Source organism: Pseudobdellovibrionaceae bacterium, from assembly GCA_015163855.1.
In the GTDB taxonomy this organism is placed as follows: domain Bacteria; phylum Bdellovibrionota; class Bdellovibrionia; order Bdellovibrionales; family UBA1609; genus JAAOIH01.
Map to the genome: position 1 here is coordinate 1 of JAAOIK010000029.1, position 18,509 is coordinate 18,509.

An 18,509-nucleotide genomic window follows, 5' to 3' on the forward strand; every position below is an offset into this window, starting at 1 on the left:
AAGAAGAAACTCTGTCAAAGTCAGAAGCAAAATACTACCCTGCTTGCTTAAGTCACGACCCTCGCTTTAAAAAATTAATTGTAGTGGGTTCGGTGGATATAGATAACAAAAACAATATTGAGGGAAAAAGTAAATTTAGTAATTACTCTCCTGAATATGTTCATATAGCGGCTCCTGGTAATAGTCCTTTAGGAGGGCTTTATTCTACTATTAGTAGTAATAAATATGGTTGGAAAGCTGGAACCTCGCAAGCCACTCCTCTTGTAACTTCTGCTGTAGCTTTAACTTACGCTATATTAAATCAACCTAGAACTACAATAAACGATCAAACTCAAACTGTTTTTGATAAATGCAAGATTAATGAAAAAAATAGACCAGAAGTAATAAAAAAAATAATTTTAGATTCAGCTACAAAAAGAAATGACATGATTAGCTATTGGAAAGACGGAAATGTTTTAAACCTTTCTAAGTTAATCGATTACATTCATCTTATTTTTCCAGATACTAAAAAAAATTAACGGCTTCTTGAAAAGGCTCTTTTACACAAAGGCTAACTTTAGTTAATTTTGCCTTAGAAAAAGGCCAATTTTCTTTAATATTTACAGCCACCACATTAGCTAAATCAGAAAAACTAATATCTACAAACTCTTTATGATCCCAGTTAGTAACACTATCTTTTAAAAAAGTATCTACATTAAAAAAATTAATAACTAAATTAGAAGTTTTATCTACATTTCCTTGAAAAAAAACCTCTAAAACTAGGTTCAAGCCTGTGTATTTTTTATTATTACATAAACTACAACAAAAAAAAATTTTTCTAGAAAGAGCAATCATTTATTTTTTAACTAAAACTTTAATCAAACTATTGGCTTGCGTGTATAGATAAATATATTTTTTTTCTTTTAATACATTACCCGCCAAATAGCGTTTTTTATTATGATTTATCCATACTGTTAAAGGCTTAGAAAAATACTTTGCTTGTTTTAAATTGTAACGGTATCTTTTTTTCCACTGCACTTTTTTTGATCGTAAATTAAAAGCCAATAACTTTAAAGAGTATTTAATATACAGTGTGCGTTTATATACAAATAAAGCATTTTTACTGTTTTTTCTAATGTCTATTAAATCGGCCTGTTTATTTGCAGTAAATATTTTTTTTGACCATAAAATTTGTGAAGTATTTTTGTTAATAGACAATAACTGACCTTGTGGTGACAAAAGCAATAATTGATTTTTATAAATAGCTGCTTTATATAAAAATTGCTCTGGCAATAACTTCTTCCAAAGAATAGTTTTTGTTTTTAAATTAAAAGCAAAAACCATTCCTGTTAAAGAGCCTAGGTACAAAACATTTTTCTTTTTTTTAGCAAAATAAAATCTTTCTTTCTTTATAAATTTGGTCCAATTTCTCCAGCCTGTAGATGGATTAAACGAACTAATATGCCCCGAAGAACTGGCTATAATAATAGATTTATTATAATAAAAGGGCGTTAGATCGGAGTAATAATTTAAATGAAATTTTGTGTTTGTTTTATTAGCAATAGTTTTAGCCCAAACTATTTTTTGCTCCATAGCCAAAGAGGCTTTAGAAAAAAATAATACTAAATAAAAATAAAATAAATATTTAAACATTGTTTACTTATTTTTTAAAATTAAATACCTTTTTATTGCTTGAGCTGTAGAAGCTTCACTGCTTTGTGGATAATTAGCTTCTAGCGTAGAAATGCTTTCTTTTAATAACTTCCACTTTTTTAATTGAAAATACGATAAAGATAAATTTAACAAACTACTAGGCTGAATAAACAAAAAAGCCTTTTTTTTGCTAGTAATAGTAACAAAAGCCTTTGCGGCTTTACTATATTGGCCCAATTTTAAGTAACTCAAACCTAAAGCTTGAAAAATTAAAGGATAAAATAAAGAGTTCTCTTTTACCTTTTTCGAGGCCTGCAAAAGCACTTCTGCACTAGAAGCAAAATCCTTATAATCACTTAAAAATTTTGCTAAATTTAAGCTAGATCCAAAAAATATAGTAGTTTTATGATTCTGCTGTAAAAGACTTTTATATTCTGTAACTAAAGAAGAAAAATTGTTTTTTAATATTTTTTTTGTTTTTTTAAAAACATATTTCTTTTTTGTTTTTTTAAACTTTGCATTTTTTACAGTGTTTTTTTCTATTAATTGATTTTCTTTATTTTTTATTTTTTTTTGTATTACATAAAAAATTTGAGAAACTTTTTTAGCTTCTTTTTTAGTATTATTATCTCTCCACTCTTGAATTAAAAATACACTAGTTAGTAATACTATTACTAAAATAATTTTTTTAAAATGTAATTCGAAAAAAGATAAAAGATTTCTAGAAAAATAAAATGCGGGTTTGTTAGTAGTGCTCATAAAATTCTCTTTTTTAATTAAATGGATTGCTTGTAATATAAAAACAAATTTCTTTATTTTTGTCTATTTTTCATGCCCTCTAAATGAGAAAATGGTCTTAATAATCGACCATGATAAGTTTCTCTAATTGCTGATACCGACTTAATTCTATTTTCTGCAAATTCTAAAGCCGCTTGATGACTAGGTATGCTTCGCTTTTTAGCTAAATCGAAAATGGCTTTTGTATTGTCATAAATCTTAGCCGTTTTTTCTTCTGCTCTTTTGTAAGAGTAACCCTCTAACTCCACAAAGACATTAATTAAGCCTCCAGAGTTAATAACATAATCGGGAGCATACAAAATGCCTTTATCATATAACTGCACCCCATGTTCAAAAGTTTTTAATTGATTATTAGCAGCCCCAGCAATAACTTCGCACTGTAAATTAGGAATGCTTTCGTCATTGATTACTGCCCCTAAAGCACAGGGAGCTAAAACTTCACAAGGAGTGCTTAAAATTTTATCAGGTTCTACAACAACAAGATCTGGGTATTTGTCTTGTAAAAAGTTTAGCTTATCGGTATCAATATCAGAAACAAAGACCTTTGCCCCTTCTTTATAAAGAAGATCTAATAAATGACTACCAACATTACCAGCACCCTGAATGGCCACTCTCATGTCTTTAAAAGATTTGGATTTTAATTTTGTTTCAATGGCCGCCTGCATTCCCATAAACACCCCAAGGGCAGTATGAGGACTTGGGTTACCAGAGCCTCCCAATGCTTTAGAAATACCGGTTACATAGGGAGTTTCCATAAAAATGTACTCCATGTCTTTAACCGTGGTTCCTATATCTTCGGCCGTAATATAGCGACCTTGTAAAGAGTTAATAAAAGCCCCTAAAGAACGAAATAAGGCTTCGGTTTTTTGTTTTTTTGGATTTCCAATAATTACAGCCTTTCCCCCTCCCAGATTTAATCCAGAAGCTGCGGCTTTATAAGTCATGCCTTTAGACAGTCGCAATACATCTACCAAGGCCTCTTCTTCGGTTTTATAATCCCACATACGCAATCCACCAAGAGCTGGACCTAGTGCTGTGTTGTGGATAGCAATAATAGCTCGTAATCCCGATTTTTTATTATTCACAAAAATCACTTCTTCATGATCACCGTGTTTTTGAATAAGTTCAAAAGACATTTTACATTTCCTTTTTATGCTATTTTAGTAGTTTTTATAATTTTTTAAAGACAATACAATTTCGAGCTTAATATAAGCTTTTTTAGAATAAACTCTATAAAAAAACACAAAAATGACGCTTTTAGTTATTTTTTGCTTTTCTTAGTCTCTTTGGGTTTTTCTCTTAAAAATCTATGGTAGCTAATAGCAAAACGATGCGCTTCGTCTCGTAAATAAGTTAAAATACGCAAAGACTCTGATTTTTTATCAAAGGTAATAGGGTTTTTTCGCCCTGGAATGAAAAACCTTTCTTTAGTTTCACTAATTTTTTTAGATTGAAAATCTTTTAAGGTTCTTGCCTTTGCAATAGATACCACACTAATTTTAGCTTTTAATTCTTTTAAAACTTCTACAGCCACTTGTAATTGTCCTTTTCCTCCATCTATAACTAATAAAGTGTCTTCAGAAAAAGGCGAATGCTTTAATCTACGAGTTAATAATTCTTTCATAGAAAGATAATCATCAGAGTTTGCCTTGGCTTTAATTTTATACCTACGGTATTGCGCCTTTAAAGGCTCTCCATCTTGAAATACTACTTGAGACCCTACTGTATGACTTCCCTGCAAGTGAGAAATATCAAAGCATTCCATTTTAGAGGGAATATTTTTTAACTGTAATTTTTTTTGAATAACTTTTAAGGCTTTTACAGAATCTTCTTGTTTATGTATAGAGGTTTTAAAATATTCTTCTGCATTTTTTAATGCTAAATCCATTATATTTTTTTCTTCTTTTTGAAAAATATGTTTTATTTTTATTTTATTTTTTTGCCTTGTTAAAAAAACTTTTTGCAATAAACTAACAATCTTATAACCCATTTCAAAAGGAACAAAAATTTCGTCAGGGATAATATGTTCACTATAAAATTGATTTAAAAAAGAACTTAACCATTCTTTTTCTTCTTCATTTTTGTTTAAAAAATTAAATTTTGGTATAAAATGAGACTGACTTCCAATGAGATAAGATTTTCTAAAATGTAAAACAACTATAGATGTACCTCTGTGGTCTGCAAAACAATTAATAAAATCTTGGTTTTTCTTTTTGTTTACTGCATGTAAACTTTGTTTTCCCCAAAAATCTTTAATTATTGAAATTTGATCGCGTTTTTTTGCTGCTTGTTCAAAGTTTTCTGCTTTAGAATATCGATCCATTTCTTTTTCTAAAATTTTAATCACTTTGCTGTTTTTATGATTTAAAATATCTAAAGCTTTGTTTAAATGCACTTGATAATCTGTAGTAGAAATTTTATTAACACAAGGAGCTGTGCATTTTTGCATTTGATAAGACAAACAAGCTCTTTGCCTATTGTTCATTGCTCGATCTTCACAATCTCGCAATCCAAAGCTATGGCTTAAAAAAGCTATCATTTTTTTAGCCATAATAGCGTTAGTGTAAGGGCCAAAGTATTGACTTTTTTGCTCTTTAATTTTTCTAGTTAAATAAAATCTTGGAAATTTATGTTCTAAATTACAACAAATATAAGGGTAACTTTTATCATCTTTTAAACGAATATTATATCGTGGTTTATGTTTTTTAATTAACGAGGCCTCTAATAAAAAAGCCTCTACTTCATTTTGTGTTAAAATATAATGAACCTGATATAAGTGTTTTAATAAATATTGTGTTTTAATGGTAACTGTTTTATTAAAATACGATTTTACTCGCGATTTTAAATTTTTTGCTTTACCAATGTAAAGAATCTTATCTTGAAGATTCTTCATTATATAAACCCCTGGTTCTGAGGGGAAAAGTTTTATTTGTTCTTTTATAGAAGATAAATCTTGCGCCTGTTTCATAATTTTAATAGTATTGGCATAGTTATGGAAAAAACTCTATCTTTATTACCTGATTGGAATTTTTTATTATCCTACGAAGGAAGAATTACAAGGCGAGATTATTGGTTAAAAGGCCAATTGTTCTTTTTTATCGTTAGCTTTCTCTTACAAGTTTCCTCTCTTTATAGCTTATCTATGATTTTTTTTATACTCTCATTATACTCTATGGTAGTAATTAATATAAAACGCGCTCATGATATTAATAAAAGTGGTTACTTTATATTACTAAGTTTAATTCCTTTACTCAACATATGGGTTTTCATTGTTTTGGGTTTTGAAAATAGTGATCCTGAAAATAATCAATACGGCCCGTCACCTCTTCCTAAAAGAAAAACACTATCGGCTTATATGTAATTGTTACTTTAAGTGTAGTGCAGCCTTTTCGGTTAACACTCTACCTCGAGCCGTTTTTTGCAAAAATCCTTCTTGAATTAAAAAAGGTTCATAAACCTCTTCTAAAGTGTCTACCTCTTCGTTTAATACAGCGGCTAAGCTTTCTATTCCCACAGGCCCACCTTTAAATTTATCACGAATCCAAAGTAAAATTTTTCGATCCATAAAGTCTAAACCTAAAGTGTCTATACCTAATTCATTTAAAGCAAAATTAGCTAATTTTTTATCTATCTGCTTTATTTGCTTTACCTCTGCATAATCACAAACTCTTCTTAATAAACGATTAGCAATACGAGGAGTACCTCGACTACGACTAGCAATTTCTAAAGCGCCTTCTTTATTTAAATAAATATTTAATAATTGCGCTGACCTTTCTAAAATTTGCATTAACTCCTCTTTTTCATAAAAAACTAATCTTTCAATAATCCCAAAACGATTACGAAAAGGAGCTTTTAATAAACCCACTCGAGTAGTGGCAACAATTAAAGTAAATGGAGCTAAGGGAAATTGAACACTTTTTGTGCTTAATCCCTCTCCTGTAAAAATTTCTATAAAAAAATCTTCCATAGCGCTATACAGATACTCTTCTACATCCTTACTTAATCGATGAACTTCATCAATAAATAAGGTGTCGCCTTTTTTTAAATTAGTTAATATTCCTGCTAAATCCCCTTTTTTACTTAAAGCTGGACCTGAGGTGCTCACTAATCTAGAGCCTAAAGCATTAGCAATAATATGTGCTAAAGTGGTTTTACCTAAGCCAGGAGGGCCAGATAGTAAAACATGATCCAATGTTTGTTTTCTGCTTTTTGCCGCTTGAACAAAAACTTCTAATTTTTTTTTAACCGCTTTTTGTCCTGGAAATTCTTGAAAAGATAAGGGCCTAAGCGATTTATCTAAAGACTTTTTTAAAAGTAATGATCCGTCTGTCACCGTTTCTGTAGTTTCTGTAGTTTCTGTCTTTTTTTGCATGTATTACTCGTATTAACGGTTTGCTAACTATGTTTTAAGCATTAGTTAAATAATTTAAACAAATCTTAACAACAGATTGAAAGTCCGTCCACTCTTCTAACTGTTCAAAACTTTTTTCGATAGATGGCTTTTTAAATCCTAGATTCAATAGGGCAGATAACACTTCTTTGCGCAATTGTTCAAAACTTTGGTCTATTTTTTGTGCTTTTGGAGCAGACCATTTACCTTTTAAAGATAAAATCATTTGTTCTGCTTTCTTTTTACCTATTTTAGGCAAGCTGGTTAAAGACTTAATATCTTCGCTTTCAATATAGATAATTAATTTATTAATGCTTGTTCCTGATAAAATTTGCATTGCCATTTTAGGACCGATGCCAGAAATTTTAATTAAGGCTAAAAAAAAGGCCTTATCTTTTAAAGTTAAAAAACCAAATAACTGCAAATTATCTTCTCTAACATGAGTATAAATCCAAAAAGACAAACTATCATTTACCGAGTAGTCCTCTGTATTGCTTACAGTAACTTGATACCCTACCTCTCTTACATTAATAATTAAAGCCTCTTCAAATATATGAACAATTTTTCCAGTCAATAATCCAATCATAAAAATACCCTTAAAAAATAGTAATGCTTTTCAAACGTTTATCTAAATTTATTAAAGTCTTAGGTTCTGTTTTTCTAAAGCCTCTTCTGTAGTCTTGCTGTTTACCCCGCATAAAGCAACAGCCACAGCGTCACTAGCATCTAAAAGCATATCTTTAAAGTCTATGCCGTGGATTTTAGATAAAAATTCTTGTACTTTTTCCTTAGAACAGTGCCCATTACCTGTAATGTGTTTTTTCACATAAGTGGGTGAATGTTCCAAAAACTCTACATTGGCTTTGCTTTTGGCTAATAAGGATAAACAAACCCCTCTAACTTGCCCTAAAACAAAACTGGTTTTTACATTCTTGTCTAAAAATATGTTTTCTAAAACCAAAGTGTCTATGCTGTATTTTTCTAGTAATTTTTCTAACTCTTTAGCTAAATCTCCAAGGCGAAAAGGCAATTTTTTTACTTTAGAAAAATTCCATACTCCATAAGAAAGAACATTAATAGACAAATTGTGTTTTTCCTCAATTACAGCAAATCCTGTATGATAACTTCCAGGATCTAAACCTAAAATTAAGCGAGAAATACCCTTGCGATTATCCGTTTTCAATGTCATTCTTTTAGTATGGACATAATTCAAAAAATTCGCAAGAAAGTCTTTTATTTCTTAAAATTCACTGTAAAAAATAAAAAAAACATAGCTCCTTCAACAATGCCTTTAAACTTAAAACGTTTGAAAGGTGTTTTAGATACGCAAATTCAGCAATCTCACTTTACGCAAGCTTTAATTTCTAGCAAAGCCATAATAAAGCTAGAGCCAAATAACCCAAACTTTCAATTACAGTTTATTCAGCTTTTAATAAAAAATTGGTTTTACAAAGATGCATTTTCTTTAATAAAAAAAAATAAAACTAATTACCCGTCCCATTATTATTTTTTTGCTTTAGAAGAGGCTAAACTATTACATACAATAAAATATTATAACCAGTCTTTACTGGCTTATAAAAAATTAGCACATCTATACCCTGAAAAAACAGAGTTATTAGAAAAAATAAAAGAATTAAAAACTACACTTCCAAATATTTATATCTCTTCAGCTGTAGGGCAATTAGAGAATATTAAAAATTGTAATATAAATAAAATTCAAAAGAAAAAAAATATTTTTAAATTGCAACAAATTTTATTCAAACAAGAGAGCACTTTATGAATGTATCCACCGGTGATTTTAAAAAAGGCTTAAAACTTTTAATTAATAATGAACCTCATGTTATCTTAGACTTTGAGCATTACAAACCTGGTAAAGGAAATCAATTTACTAGAACAAAATTAAAAAATTTAATTACCGGAAAAAACATAGACCGCACTATTAAGTCTGGAGAAAAATATATTGTTCCCGACATAGAATATGCAGATACAACCTACTTGTATAAAGATGCTTCTTCTTTTGTTTTTATGGACCAAACTAGTTATGAACAAATTTCTATCGATACTAAATTAATTGCAGAAAATATAGATTTTTTAGTGGAAAACTTACCTGTAAATATTTGTTTTTTTCAAAACAAAGCTATTAATATAGAATTACCCGCTTCAGTAGATTTAAAAGTAACCTACACAGAGCCTGGATTAAAAGGAGATACGGTTTCTGGAGCAACTAAACCTGCAACTCTAGAAACTAACTTAACTCTTCAAGTGCCTTTACACATTGCTAATGGAGATATATTAAAAATTAATACAAAAAATAGAGAATATATCGAAAAGGTTAGCACTAAAAAAAATGAATAAATCCTAACACAGTAAATAAGGAATCTGTGGAAACTGAAATTAACAATTATCTTAAAACAAATTCACTTAATCACTGTGTTGATTTTTTTTCTCAGAAACTAAAAACAGAAGCTTTTAGTTTTAAAGATAGCCAAACTATTGTGTTTTTTTTACAAGCAAATAATCAAAGAAAAAGTATTTATAGCTGGGTATTACGAAAACTAAAATCACACGATAATTTTTCTTTTTCTCACTTGCTTTGGTTATTAGATAACAATATAGATGAAGATTTAGAAGACTTAATTGTACAAGGTATTCTTTCTACTAAAAGTGACTGTAGTACTTTTAGTAGAAAGATTAATTCGAAAAAAATACAAGATTTAATTAATAAATCTTTAGATAAAAAAAAGATGGACTTTAAAAACTTTAAAGAAGAGTTAATAGAAAAGATAAATTATGCTCGTTTAAATAATTTAAAAGATGTGTACGAAGAAAACATAAAAGAACTTAGTTTAGAATTTAATGATGGAAAAGATACTCAAGTTAATGTGCTAATAAAAGAGTTTGAACAACAAAATTTAGAAAATATTTTAACAAAAACCGTACAAAAATATAAAAATAGAAGTAAAGAAAAAGAAAGTAATGATTTACATTTAATTTCATTTTATAAAAAGTATTTAATGCAAACCAGTGTTAATTTAATTAAAAAAAATCCTCAATTATCTTATGACCTTTCCTTATTAGCACAAAATTTACAAATGCATCAATTATCTGAAAGTATTTTATCTGATATTTCTGAACAAACAGAAGGGGTAATTTGGCTAAGAGCTCATAACCTTATTCAGTCAAAAAATTTTTTAAAGGCATTAGATTTAATAGATAGTAATTTACATAAAGCTAACCCTAAATACCTTTTGGATTATAATTATTTAAAAGCTTTAGCGTGGAAGGGTTTAGATAATACTAAAAAAGCTATAGAAATATTAGATGAAATACTTCTTGTTAAAAATAATTATAGAAATGCAATTATATTAAAAGAACTTTACCTTAAAGAACTAAAACGATGAATAAAGCTTTTATCTTTAAAAAATATTCTCTTACTATATTAATTTTATTAATTTTTACATTATTTTTTGGTTTTTTATCTTATAATAATAAATATATTACTATATTAAAATCTTATGAAAGTAATATTACTGCTTATATAAATAAACAAATTCAAACTTTTCAAAATGATAACCCTAATACTAAAATTCAATTTAAAAAAATATATATCTCTGTTGATGGAATAAGTTTAAAAGATGTACAAATAACTACAAAATTTATACAAAAAACAAACATTCCTAGTTTAAACTTAAATTTAGACTGGCTAAACCTTCTTTCTTTTAGTATTAAATTTAAAATAACAGCTCCAATTATATACACAAAAATAAAAACTAAAGACCCACTAAAGTCCATTAAAACAACTAGTAGAAAAGATGAAAATTATCAGCAATTATTAATTAAAATTCAAAAAAATATTAAAAAAATAAAAAAGAGTAGTGCTTTATTAAGTTTATTTAACTTACCTATTAGTAATTTAAATATTTTAAAAGGTAATATTGAACTTATTAACAAGAAAACTAATAAATATATAGCAAAAATTAATAACTCTATAATTAATTTTAATATTACAAGAAATCGATTAAAATTAAATTTTTTTTCCTCGTTTATTAGTTTTTCAAATAGTTTTTTAAAAAAGAAAACTTTTGCATTGCAGATAAAAACTAGTTTATTTAAAAATAAAAAATTTTTATTATGGACTAAACTTAATTATAAGCATTTATCTAATTTAATAAAAATAGATGAAAAACACATAGAACTTCAATTAAATACCCCTATAAAAAATATTGCAGAACTAATTAATAAAGAAGATGTAAAAAACAGTATTAAAGATTTAACTGGAGATTTATTTTTATTGATAAAGAATAAAAAATTAAACAATAAATTTTCCTTTACTTCTAAATTAACAAATTTTAAAAGCCTCGAATTTAAAGTCGGTAACTTAAATGTGGATGGATTTTTATTAGACAATCAACTACATTTTAACCAAGTTCAATTACAATCGCCAGTATGGACTGTTAAAACCAATCCATTTTTTATAGATATTAAAAAAAGTTCTTATCCAATATCTTTTGATGCTAATATTAGCAAATTTCGACTAAATCATCTATTAAAGGATAATTATATTAAACTTTTTGCAAAGAGTTTAACCAACTGTAATGGGCAGCTATATCCTTTCTTTTTAAATTGTTCGCTAACAAAAACTTATATAGATAATTTAAAGGTCTATTTAAAAAATAATAAAGAAATTGTATCTGTACCTTCCTTACAGGGATTAGCTAAAGTAAAAATTAATACAAAGTCAGTAAATTTTAATAGCTCTATTTTTACTTCAAACAATGTTAATAAGAATAAAATTACTGCTAATGGAACTATAAATTATGCATCAGATTCTAAAATTAGTTATCAACTTGCTTCTAAAGACCTTTCTTTTTTAAAACTTTTTAGCAAGCCTCTTTCTGGAAATGCACAAATAAATGGTTTAGTAAAAATTCAAAGTAAAAATTCTGTTAATACCAATAAATTTACATCTAGTAATTTTTCTATAGGTAAAAAAACAGTAAAGACTATAAGTTTTGATACTATTTATACTAATCAGCAACTATTTATAAAAAATTTATTTGTTAAAAAGAATAATGGGCAAATAAAAGGAAGTTTAGATTTTTTATTTAAAAAAAATACTTTGTTTACTGATATTCAAGGAAGAAATATTAATTTATCTAATATAAAACCTTTTTTGAATATTAATAATAAACATTTTTTTTCTGGAACAATAAAAAAAATACTTTCTAAAACATTATGGGATTTAGATTTTCGGCCTCTTTCTTCTAATACGCAAGTAGAAGTAGATAACTTATTAATTAAAAAGCTATACTTTCCAAGGGTTAATATTAATTTAAAGAAAAACATAACAAATAACTTTGTCTTTTTAAAATTAAATAGTTTAAAAAGAACTCTTTTACTAGATGGTTATATTTTTAATAATTTTAGAGTGAACTTAAATTTAAATGCTAAAAAATTAGCACTAGAAAATTTTATTTACTCGTACAATTCTTTTTCTTTAACTTCTTTAATGGATATTAATGCAAAAATTAAAGGTGATTTTTTTAACCCAAATTTAAAAATAAAAGTAAATCTTTATAAAACTTATTTAAATAAAGTTTTGCAAAAAAACAGTAATTCATTTATTAAATATAGTAATAATAAATTATCTGGCTTAGCTAATTTTTTTAATAAAGCTATTGTTACTGTCTTTAAGTGGGACATAAAAAAACGGTATTTTGATAAGCTATCTATTAATGTTACTAATTGGGATTACTCTTCTTTAATTTCTTTATACTCTAGATCGAAAAAAAATATTAAAGCAAATCTTACTGCTAAATTAAACTTTTTTAAAAATAAACAAGATCGTTATTCCGGGTTTTTAAATATCCCTAATATTAGCATTACACAGGGTAAGTTTCATTTTAAAAATAAAAAAAATATTTCTCTTACTTTAAAAGATGATATTTTGTTTATTAAAAAATTTGCGCTAAAAGGAAAGTATGGATACTTAAATATCCAAAGCAAAGAAGCTTCTAGTTTAGAAAAATTAAACATATTAGTAAATTCAAAGGTTAAATTGCCTATACTTAATAACTTTTTGCCAGAGGATATTATTGCGTCGGGTGATTTACTTTTTAACAACTTTACTATTTCTGGTGATTTTTTAAAACCCATATTTAATGGAAAAATACAATTGCATAAATTTTCTACTAAAAATACAAATAACAAACTTTCCTCTATAAAAGATTCTAAAATAAATATCAGTATCCATAACTCTAATGCTAAATTAAATACCTTTATTATCTATTTAAAAAATAACGGAGTACTAAATGCTTCTGGTTATGCTTTTTTTCAAAATTCTTTTCCTGTTAATATTAATGGAAAACTTACTAATTTACCTTTACAAACAAAAACAGGTTTAGATGCACTAGGATCAGGAACTTTTAAATTATCCGGAAAAAAAGGCTCTTATGTATTGCAATCTATATTTGAAATTACCTCGGGTTCATTTTACAAAAAGTTATTAAAATGGAATAAAAAAAATCTAGATATCGATGAAGAGCTTTTGCCAAAAAAAGCAAAAAAAAGTCAAATCTCTTTATTCTCTCCAACATTACATTTAAAACTTAAAACTAAAAATCCTTTAAAAACTAAATTAATTGTTGGAAATATTACTATTGATACTAAAGCTTTTGGAAATTTAGAATTAAATGGACCTATAAACAGACCTCTACTAACAGGAAAAATATATAGCAATGCAGGCGAAATAACAGTACAAAAACAAACTATTCTTATTGATAATATAAAAATAGAATATGACAATACCTTGTTTAATAAAAGTAATGTTTCTTTACTTGCTCATTCGGAAGTAAAGAAAATTAAAGTTAAAATTAAAGCTAGAGGCTTTTTAGACGATATAAAGGTTATACTATCCAGTGACCCTCCCCTATCTGAGCAAAAAATCGCTTTTCTTTTAGTATTTGGCTCTTTTCCTGATGATAGCAATACCAACTGGAAAGAGGCTTCTAAAAGCACTTCTTATGCTATATTATCTACTCTTTTAAAAGATTATCTAAAAATAAACGAAAACTTAAATGTTAATTTACATTTAACTACAAAAACTAATGATAATACAAACAACTTTTCTGCAGGAAATATTAAATTACAATCACAAAAACCCATTTTAAATCTGGAAAAAAAGCTTACTAAAAATTTAAAAATTCAAGCCACTCAAGAGTTTGATGACAAATCACAAAATACCTTTTTGTTACAATATCAAATTAATCCTAATTTATCTATTAAAAGCTCTATTTCTGGAGAAAATAAGAATAATTCTTCTGATAAGAAAAAAAATATAGAATTTGGTTTAGAATATGATATAGAATTTGAATAATAAGGTATTTATATATGTTAAAACAATTTATTTTAGTTTACTTTTTCTTTTTTTCTTTTTTGTATTCACAGTCATCATATACTAAGGAAATTATAAATAAAAAAAACAATATTGTTATATTAAAAAAATGGTTATTACCTTATGGTGCAAAACAAATTATTACCTTGGCTTTAAAAAAAGATACATTAAAGCGAAAAATAAGTTACCTTAAAACAGAATTAAAGAATTATTATGAAAAACATGGTTATTTTCAATTTAAATTAATAATCAAAAAAAGACAGTTTTTAAATAATACTACATATATACTAAAAGTTACTTCTGGAAAACAAAGTAGAATTAGTAAAATTATTTTTTTAGGAAGTATTAAAAAACCTTCTTCGTTTTATAGAAAAATATTTTTACAAGATGCTTCCCCTATTGTTAAATCTAATATATATAACCCTTTCTTGATTAAAGAATCTTTAAAAGATTTTATTTTAAATTTAAAAAATCGGGCCTATTTAACTGCTAAAAGTATTTCTATTAAAAAAAATTGGGTTTCACCCTACAAAGTTAAACTTTCTTTTATCATAGAAGAAGGTCCATTAAGTAAGGTAAAAAATATTAAATGGAAAGGTATTACTAATAAAGAAAAAATCAAACTTACTTCTTTATTAAAAGTACAAGTAAATTCTCATTTAATTATAAAAGATATTACAGGAGAAGATTTATTTACTATTATTGATTTTTTTAAAGATAAAGGGTACTTAGACGTGCGCTTTAAGAATAATAAAAGATTAATTCAATACGATAATCAACAGCAAGCAAGTCTATATTATCAAATAATTAAGGGAAGGAAATCTAAATTAAATAAAGTTATAATAAAAGGAAATAAATTTACTAAAAACCTAACTATTAATAAGGCTGTTTTTATAAAAAAAGGTTCTGTAATTACTTCAAACGATTTAAAAGATATTTATTTTAACTTAGAAAATTTAAATATTTTCAGCGAAATTAAAGTAACTTTAAATAAATCGAAATATAAAAAATATAATAAAAATTTATTAATACAAGTTAAAGAAAAAAAAAGAACTCGATTAAACACCAAATTAGTTATTCAAAGCACTCAATATAACTCTTTATCTACTAGTATTAACGCTTTATATGAAAAAAGGAATATAAAAGGAACAGGTAGAAAGTTTTATACCACTTTACAGTTAAAAAATAAATTAAACAGTAATATTTTAGAATATAAAACTTCTTTGCAATTTAACGAACCTTTTTTATTTTATTCTAATATTAATGCTATTGTAAAAATAGAAACTAAAAAAGACATAATAGATTTTAATCCCGAAAATACAGAATATGGTTTATTAAGAAATCAAACGGCTTTGTCTTTTCGATTAAATAAAGAAATTAATAAACACTTTTCTTCTTATTGGACGGTTTTAAAATTTAATAAAATTACAGAAACCTCCAAAGGTAGTAATGTTAAAAATACTAATATTCTTAATTCTACCTCTATTTTAACTACTTCTGATTTTAGAAACTCTGTATTTAACCCTAAAAAAGGGCATTATGAAGATTTTCAAATACTTTATACAAAGCCTATTTTTAAAGGCTCAGAAAACATTCATTTTGTACAATTACTTAGTAATATGGAATACTATGTTCCTTTAGGAAGATTTACTTGGGCACAACAGTTATCTTTAGGTTACGCAAAAAGCTTATTATCCACGGCAAAGAGTGGAATCCCCTCTAATTTTGCGTTTTTTTTAGGAGGAACTTCCTCCTTAAGAGGTTACTCTGGTGGTTCTGATAGATTTCCTAGCCCTCAAGAACTCCCTTTAGATAAAAATAATCAACTGGTAATTAAAGACTTTACTTATTTTTATTTACTTAAATCAGAATTCAGAATTCCTTTAAAAGAGCCTTTTTACACATCCATTTTTTATGATATTGGTAGTGTTAAAGTAGACAAACTACATTTTTATAACCCTATTCGTAGCAGTTATGGTTTAGGTTTACATTTTTCTACTCCTATTGGAATTTTAAGTTTAAATTATGGAAAAAAGATAAACCCCTCTCCTGAAGAAGGAGGCTATGCTATTCACCTTAGTATAGGGTCTTTTTAAAAAACTTTAATTTAGCTTTTCTAATTTACATATAAAGAATCCATCACCTTTTTTAGGCTCTAAAATGCATTCTTTATTTTTTTTCCAAACAATAGTGTTTTTATTTTCTTGAGCTAAAAAAGTATCTACTATCAATTGATTCTCTGAAGGCAAAATACTACATGTGGCATAAACTAACTGCCCTTTTGGTTTTACAATTTTTGAGTAATTGCTTAAAATAAAAGATTGTTCTTTATGTAAATTATCTAAATCGTCTTTATTAAATCTCCACTTGCTTTCGGGATGCCTTTTTAATACACCTAAACCAGAGCAAGGAACATCTAATAAAACAACATCAGCTCTAGAGTGTAATCGCTTTATTGTTTTATTAGTTATAGCTCGTGTTTCAATAATATCAGAAACTCCTGCCCTTATGGCTCTTCTTCTAAGTTCTTTTAACTTTTTTTCTACTATATCTAAAGCTAAAACTTTACCTTTAAAATTTAATAAATTAGCAATATGCAATGATTTTCCACCTGCTCCAGCACAGGCATCAACAATATACTGTCCAGGCTTAACATCTAAAAAAGCAGCTACACATTGTGAGTGGATATCTTGAACTTCAAATAAACCCTCTTTAAAAGAAGGAGTTAAAAAAACATTTTGTCTTTTAAATAAAGATAAACATTCTGTTTGTAAGGGAGTTATTTCTTTTTTTACCAACACTCCTTCTTCTTTTAATTTTTCTATTAAATTATCTAAAGAAATTTTAGAAGTATTAACTCGTAAGTACACAGAGGCTTCTTTATCTAATTCAGATAGTATAGAATTCCATTTTTCTCCTAATTCTTTATAAGCTACCTCATCTAAAGTATCACTAATAGAATATATCTCTTTTCTTACATTAATATTCTTCCATATTTCTATGATTTTTTTATACTCTTTCTTTTTAGAAAAAGTTAAAGCTTGTTCTTTTTGTTTTAAAACAAAATGCCAAGACACTTTTTGAAACTCTACACTTTCTTTAATTAAACCTTCGTCAATAATAACAAACCACGACACTAATAATTTATCTATTTTTTCATCATCTAAAGATTCAAAAAATTGAACATCATTCCAATCCATTTCTACGCTAATAGCCAAGCGTCTTAAATGTCTTATACTGCTGTAAATAAACTTTGCAAAAAAATAACGGTCTTTACTACCCCATTTTTTATTTTGCTTTAAAATTTGTTTGATAACATAGGTGCTGTATTCTTTTTTTATTAAAATTCTTTTTAAAGCAGTATGCATAGACTCATATAAAGAGTAATGCATAGCAGAAATAAAATCTTTAAAAAACAAAGCTTAAACCCACCGCCAAATATACACTGTTATATTGGCCAGAGCTTAATAATAAAAAGTGATTATCAAAACCCCATTCTAAAAAAGCTCCCATAGTGTTGTATATATTAAGGAACCGAAAACCTAAGTAGCCTTGATAATCTAAAGATAAAATAGATTCGGAAGGTAATTGACTAAGAAAAAATCCAGGACCAATACTAACTCCAAAATAAAAAGGAAATCCTGAATCAATATCAGGAAAAGATACTCCAACCAGAAAGCTATTTTTTAAAACCTCTTTTTTATTAATGTTAAATGAACTTACTTTGACTTTAAAAATAGAGTCTCCAAATCTTTTAAAATTAGCCCATTTATAAGAAATACCAACACTCCATTTTAGTAACTGATGGCTGCTGTTTTCCTTTCCCCAAGAATAAGCAGTATCTTTAATGGCATTGTATAGGTAAAAATTAAGGTATCTTTGGTTAAAATTAGCCGCTCTATCACTAAAGTAACCACGAGCTTCTGCCTCTGATCCAAAAACAGGTAATGCACTAAAAGATATAATTCCGTATATAATTAAAAGCCACTTTTTCATGATTAACATCAAATAAAATTGAAACGCTCACAAGTCAACAATTAGGATTAGATTATAGATTTTACCAATTCAATCGAGATATATTAAATCATAAGTAAATAACATCATGTTTTACTGAGTGTTGTGTTTTTATAACTTTAATGGTAGCTTTATTGGTTAGTAAAAGAGTGATTTTTAAAATAAAAAAAGGAGTAAAAGTGAAAAAAATATTTGTGCTTTTTGTTGGGGTTATCTTATTTAACCCATTAATGAGTATTAGTAATGCTGCTCAGAAGGACCATAGTGGTCATGAAGGCCACA

The 18,509-nt window shown here is 26.7% G+C and carries 17 protein-coding genes; 7 read left to right on the forward strand and 10 right to left on the reverse strand.

All coding sequences use genetic code 11. The annotated features are described in order from the left end of the window. Positions 1-518 (forward strand): S8 family serine peptidase (locus HAW63_03625; protein MBE8163057.1); only part of this gene is annotated, 518 nt, incomplete at its 5' end. On the opposite strand, the gene HAW63_03630 is transcribed toward HAW63_03625, so the two are convergent. The 5 genes from HAW63_03630 to uvrC form a co-directional block, all read right to left on the reverse strand. Continuing rightward, complete coding sequence (locus tag HAW63_03630; protein MBE8163058.1) at positions 505-834, reverse strand: hypothetical protein; 330 nt, start codon at positions 832-834, stop codon at positions 505-507. The two genes, HAW63_03625 and HAW63_03630, sit on opposite strands and share 14 nt — an antisense overlap. Then, positions 835-1,632, reverse strand: a complete 798-nt coding sequence (locus HAW63_03635; protein ID MBE8163059.1) for a PQQ-like beta-propeller repeat protein — start codon at positions 1,630-1,632, stop codon at positions 835-837. A gap of 3 nt (positions 1,633-1,635) precedes the next feature. Beyond that, positions 1,636-2,391, reverse strand: a complete 756-nt coding sequence (locus tag HAW63_03640; GenBank protein ID MBE8163060.1) for a hypothetical protein — start codon at positions 2,389-2,391, stop codon at positions 1,636-1,638. 53 nt (positions 2,392-2,444) lie between these two features. Next, positions 2,445-3,566, reverse strand: a complete 1,122-nt coding sequence (locus HAW63_03645) for a Glu/Leu/Phe/Val dehydrogenase (protein MBE8163061.1) — start codon at positions 3,564-3,566, stop codon at positions 2,445-2,447. 125 nt (positions 3,567-3,691) lie between these two features. After that, a complete protein-coding gene (gene uvrC, locus HAW63_03650) occupies positions 3,692-5,398 on the reverse strand; it encodes an excinuclease ABC subunit UvrC (GenBank protein MBE8163062.1) in 1,707 nt (568 codons plus the stop codon). Between the two features lie 24 nt (positions 5,399-5,422). Between uvrC and HAW63_03655 the strand changes: the two genes are divergently transcribed. Beyond that, positions 5,423-5,791, forward strand: a complete 369-nt coding sequence (locus HAW63_03655) for a DUF805 domain-containing protein (GenBank protein MBE8163063.1) — start codon at positions 5,423-5,425, stop codon at positions 5,789-5,791. A 3-nt stretch (positions 5,792-5,794) separates the two neighbouring features. Here HAW63_03655 and ruvB read toward each other — a convergent pair whose 3' ends face one another. From ruvB to ruvC, 3 genes are read right to left on the reverse strand one after another with little or no spacing between them, the layout of a single operon-like run. Further along, positions 5,795-6,802 carry a Holliday junction branch migration DNA helicase RuvB gene (gene ruvB / locus HAW63_03660; protein ID MBE8163064.1) on the reverse strand — a complete coding sequence of 336 codons (1,008 nt, stop codon included), beginning with the start codon at positions 6,800-6,802 and terminating at the stop codon, positions 5,795-5,797. Between the two features lie 34 nt (positions 6,803-6,836). After that, positions 6,837-7,406, reverse strand: coding sequence for a Holliday junction branch migration protein RuvA (gene ruvA, locus HAW63_03665; GenBank protein ID MBE8163065.1), 570 nt, complete (start codon positions 7,404-7,406; stop codon positions 6,837-6,839). A gap of 51 nt (positions 7,407-7,457) precedes the next feature. Beyond that, positions 7,458-8,009: a crossover junction endodeoxyribonuclease RuvC gene (gene ruvC, locus HAW63_03670; GenBank protein ID MBE8163066.1), complete on the reverse strand. Its 552-nt coding sequence runs from the start codon at positions 8,007-8,009 to the stop codon at positions 7,458-7,460. A gap of 117 nt (positions 8,010-8,126) precedes the next feature. Here ruvC and HAW63_03675 point away from each other — a divergent pair, with 117 nt between their 5' ends. The 5 genes from HAW63_03675 to HAW63_03695 are packed head-to-tail and all read left to right on the forward strand — an operon-like array spanning position 8,127 to position 16,309. Continuing rightward, positions 8,127-8,600 carry a hypothetical protein gene (locus HAW63_03675; protein ID MBE8163067.1) on the forward strand — a complete coding sequence of 158 codons (474 nt, stop codon included), beginning with the start codon at positions 8,127-8,129 and terminating at the stop codon, positions 8,598-8,600. Continuing rightward, a complete protein-coding gene (gene efp / locus HAW63_03680; protein MBE8163068.1) occupies positions 8,597-9,175 on the forward strand; it encodes an elongation factor P in 579 nt (192 codons plus the stop codon). The genes HAW63_03675 and efp overlap by 4 nt, the downstream gene beginning before the upstream one ends. Positions 9,176-9,201: 26 nt before the next feature. Further along, the gene (locus HAW63_03685; protein MBE8163069.1) at positions 9,202-10,221 is read left to right on the forward strand and encodes a hypothetical protein; all 1,020 of its coding nucleotides are present in this window, start codon (positions 9,202-9,204) and stop codon (positions 10,219-10,221) included. Next, on the forward strand, positions 10,218-14,195 hold the full coding sequence (locus HAW63_03690; protein MBE8163070.1) for a hypothetical protein: 3,978 nt from the start codon (positions 10,218-10,220) through the stop codon (positions 14,193-14,195). Before HAW63_03685 ends, HAW63_03690 begins: the two co-directional genes overlap by 4 nt. A gap of 14 nt (positions 14,196-14,209) precedes the next feature. After that, a complete protein-coding gene (locus HAW63_03695; GenBank protein MBE8163071.1) occupies positions 14,210-16,309 on the forward strand; it encodes a BamA/TamA family outer membrane protein in 2,100 nt (699 codons plus the stop codon). 6 nt (positions 16,310-16,315) lie between these two features. On the opposite strand, the gene HAW63_03700 is transcribed toward HAW63_03695, so the two are convergent. Both HAW63_03700 and HAW63_03705 read right to left on the reverse strand, forming a co-directional pair. Then, entirely contained in the window at positions 16,316-17,605 is a 1,290-nt protein-coding gene (locus HAW63_03700) for an RsmB/NOP family class I SAM-dependent RNA methyltransferase (GenBank protein MBE8163072.1), read from the reverse strand. 16 nt (positions 17,606-17,621) lie between these two features. Beyond that, entirely contained in the window at positions 17,622-18,209 is a 588-nt protein-coding gene (locus HAW63_03705) for a hypothetical protein (GenBank protein MBE8163073.1), read from the reverse strand. Between the last annotated feature and the right edge of the window lie 300 nt (positions 18,210-18,509).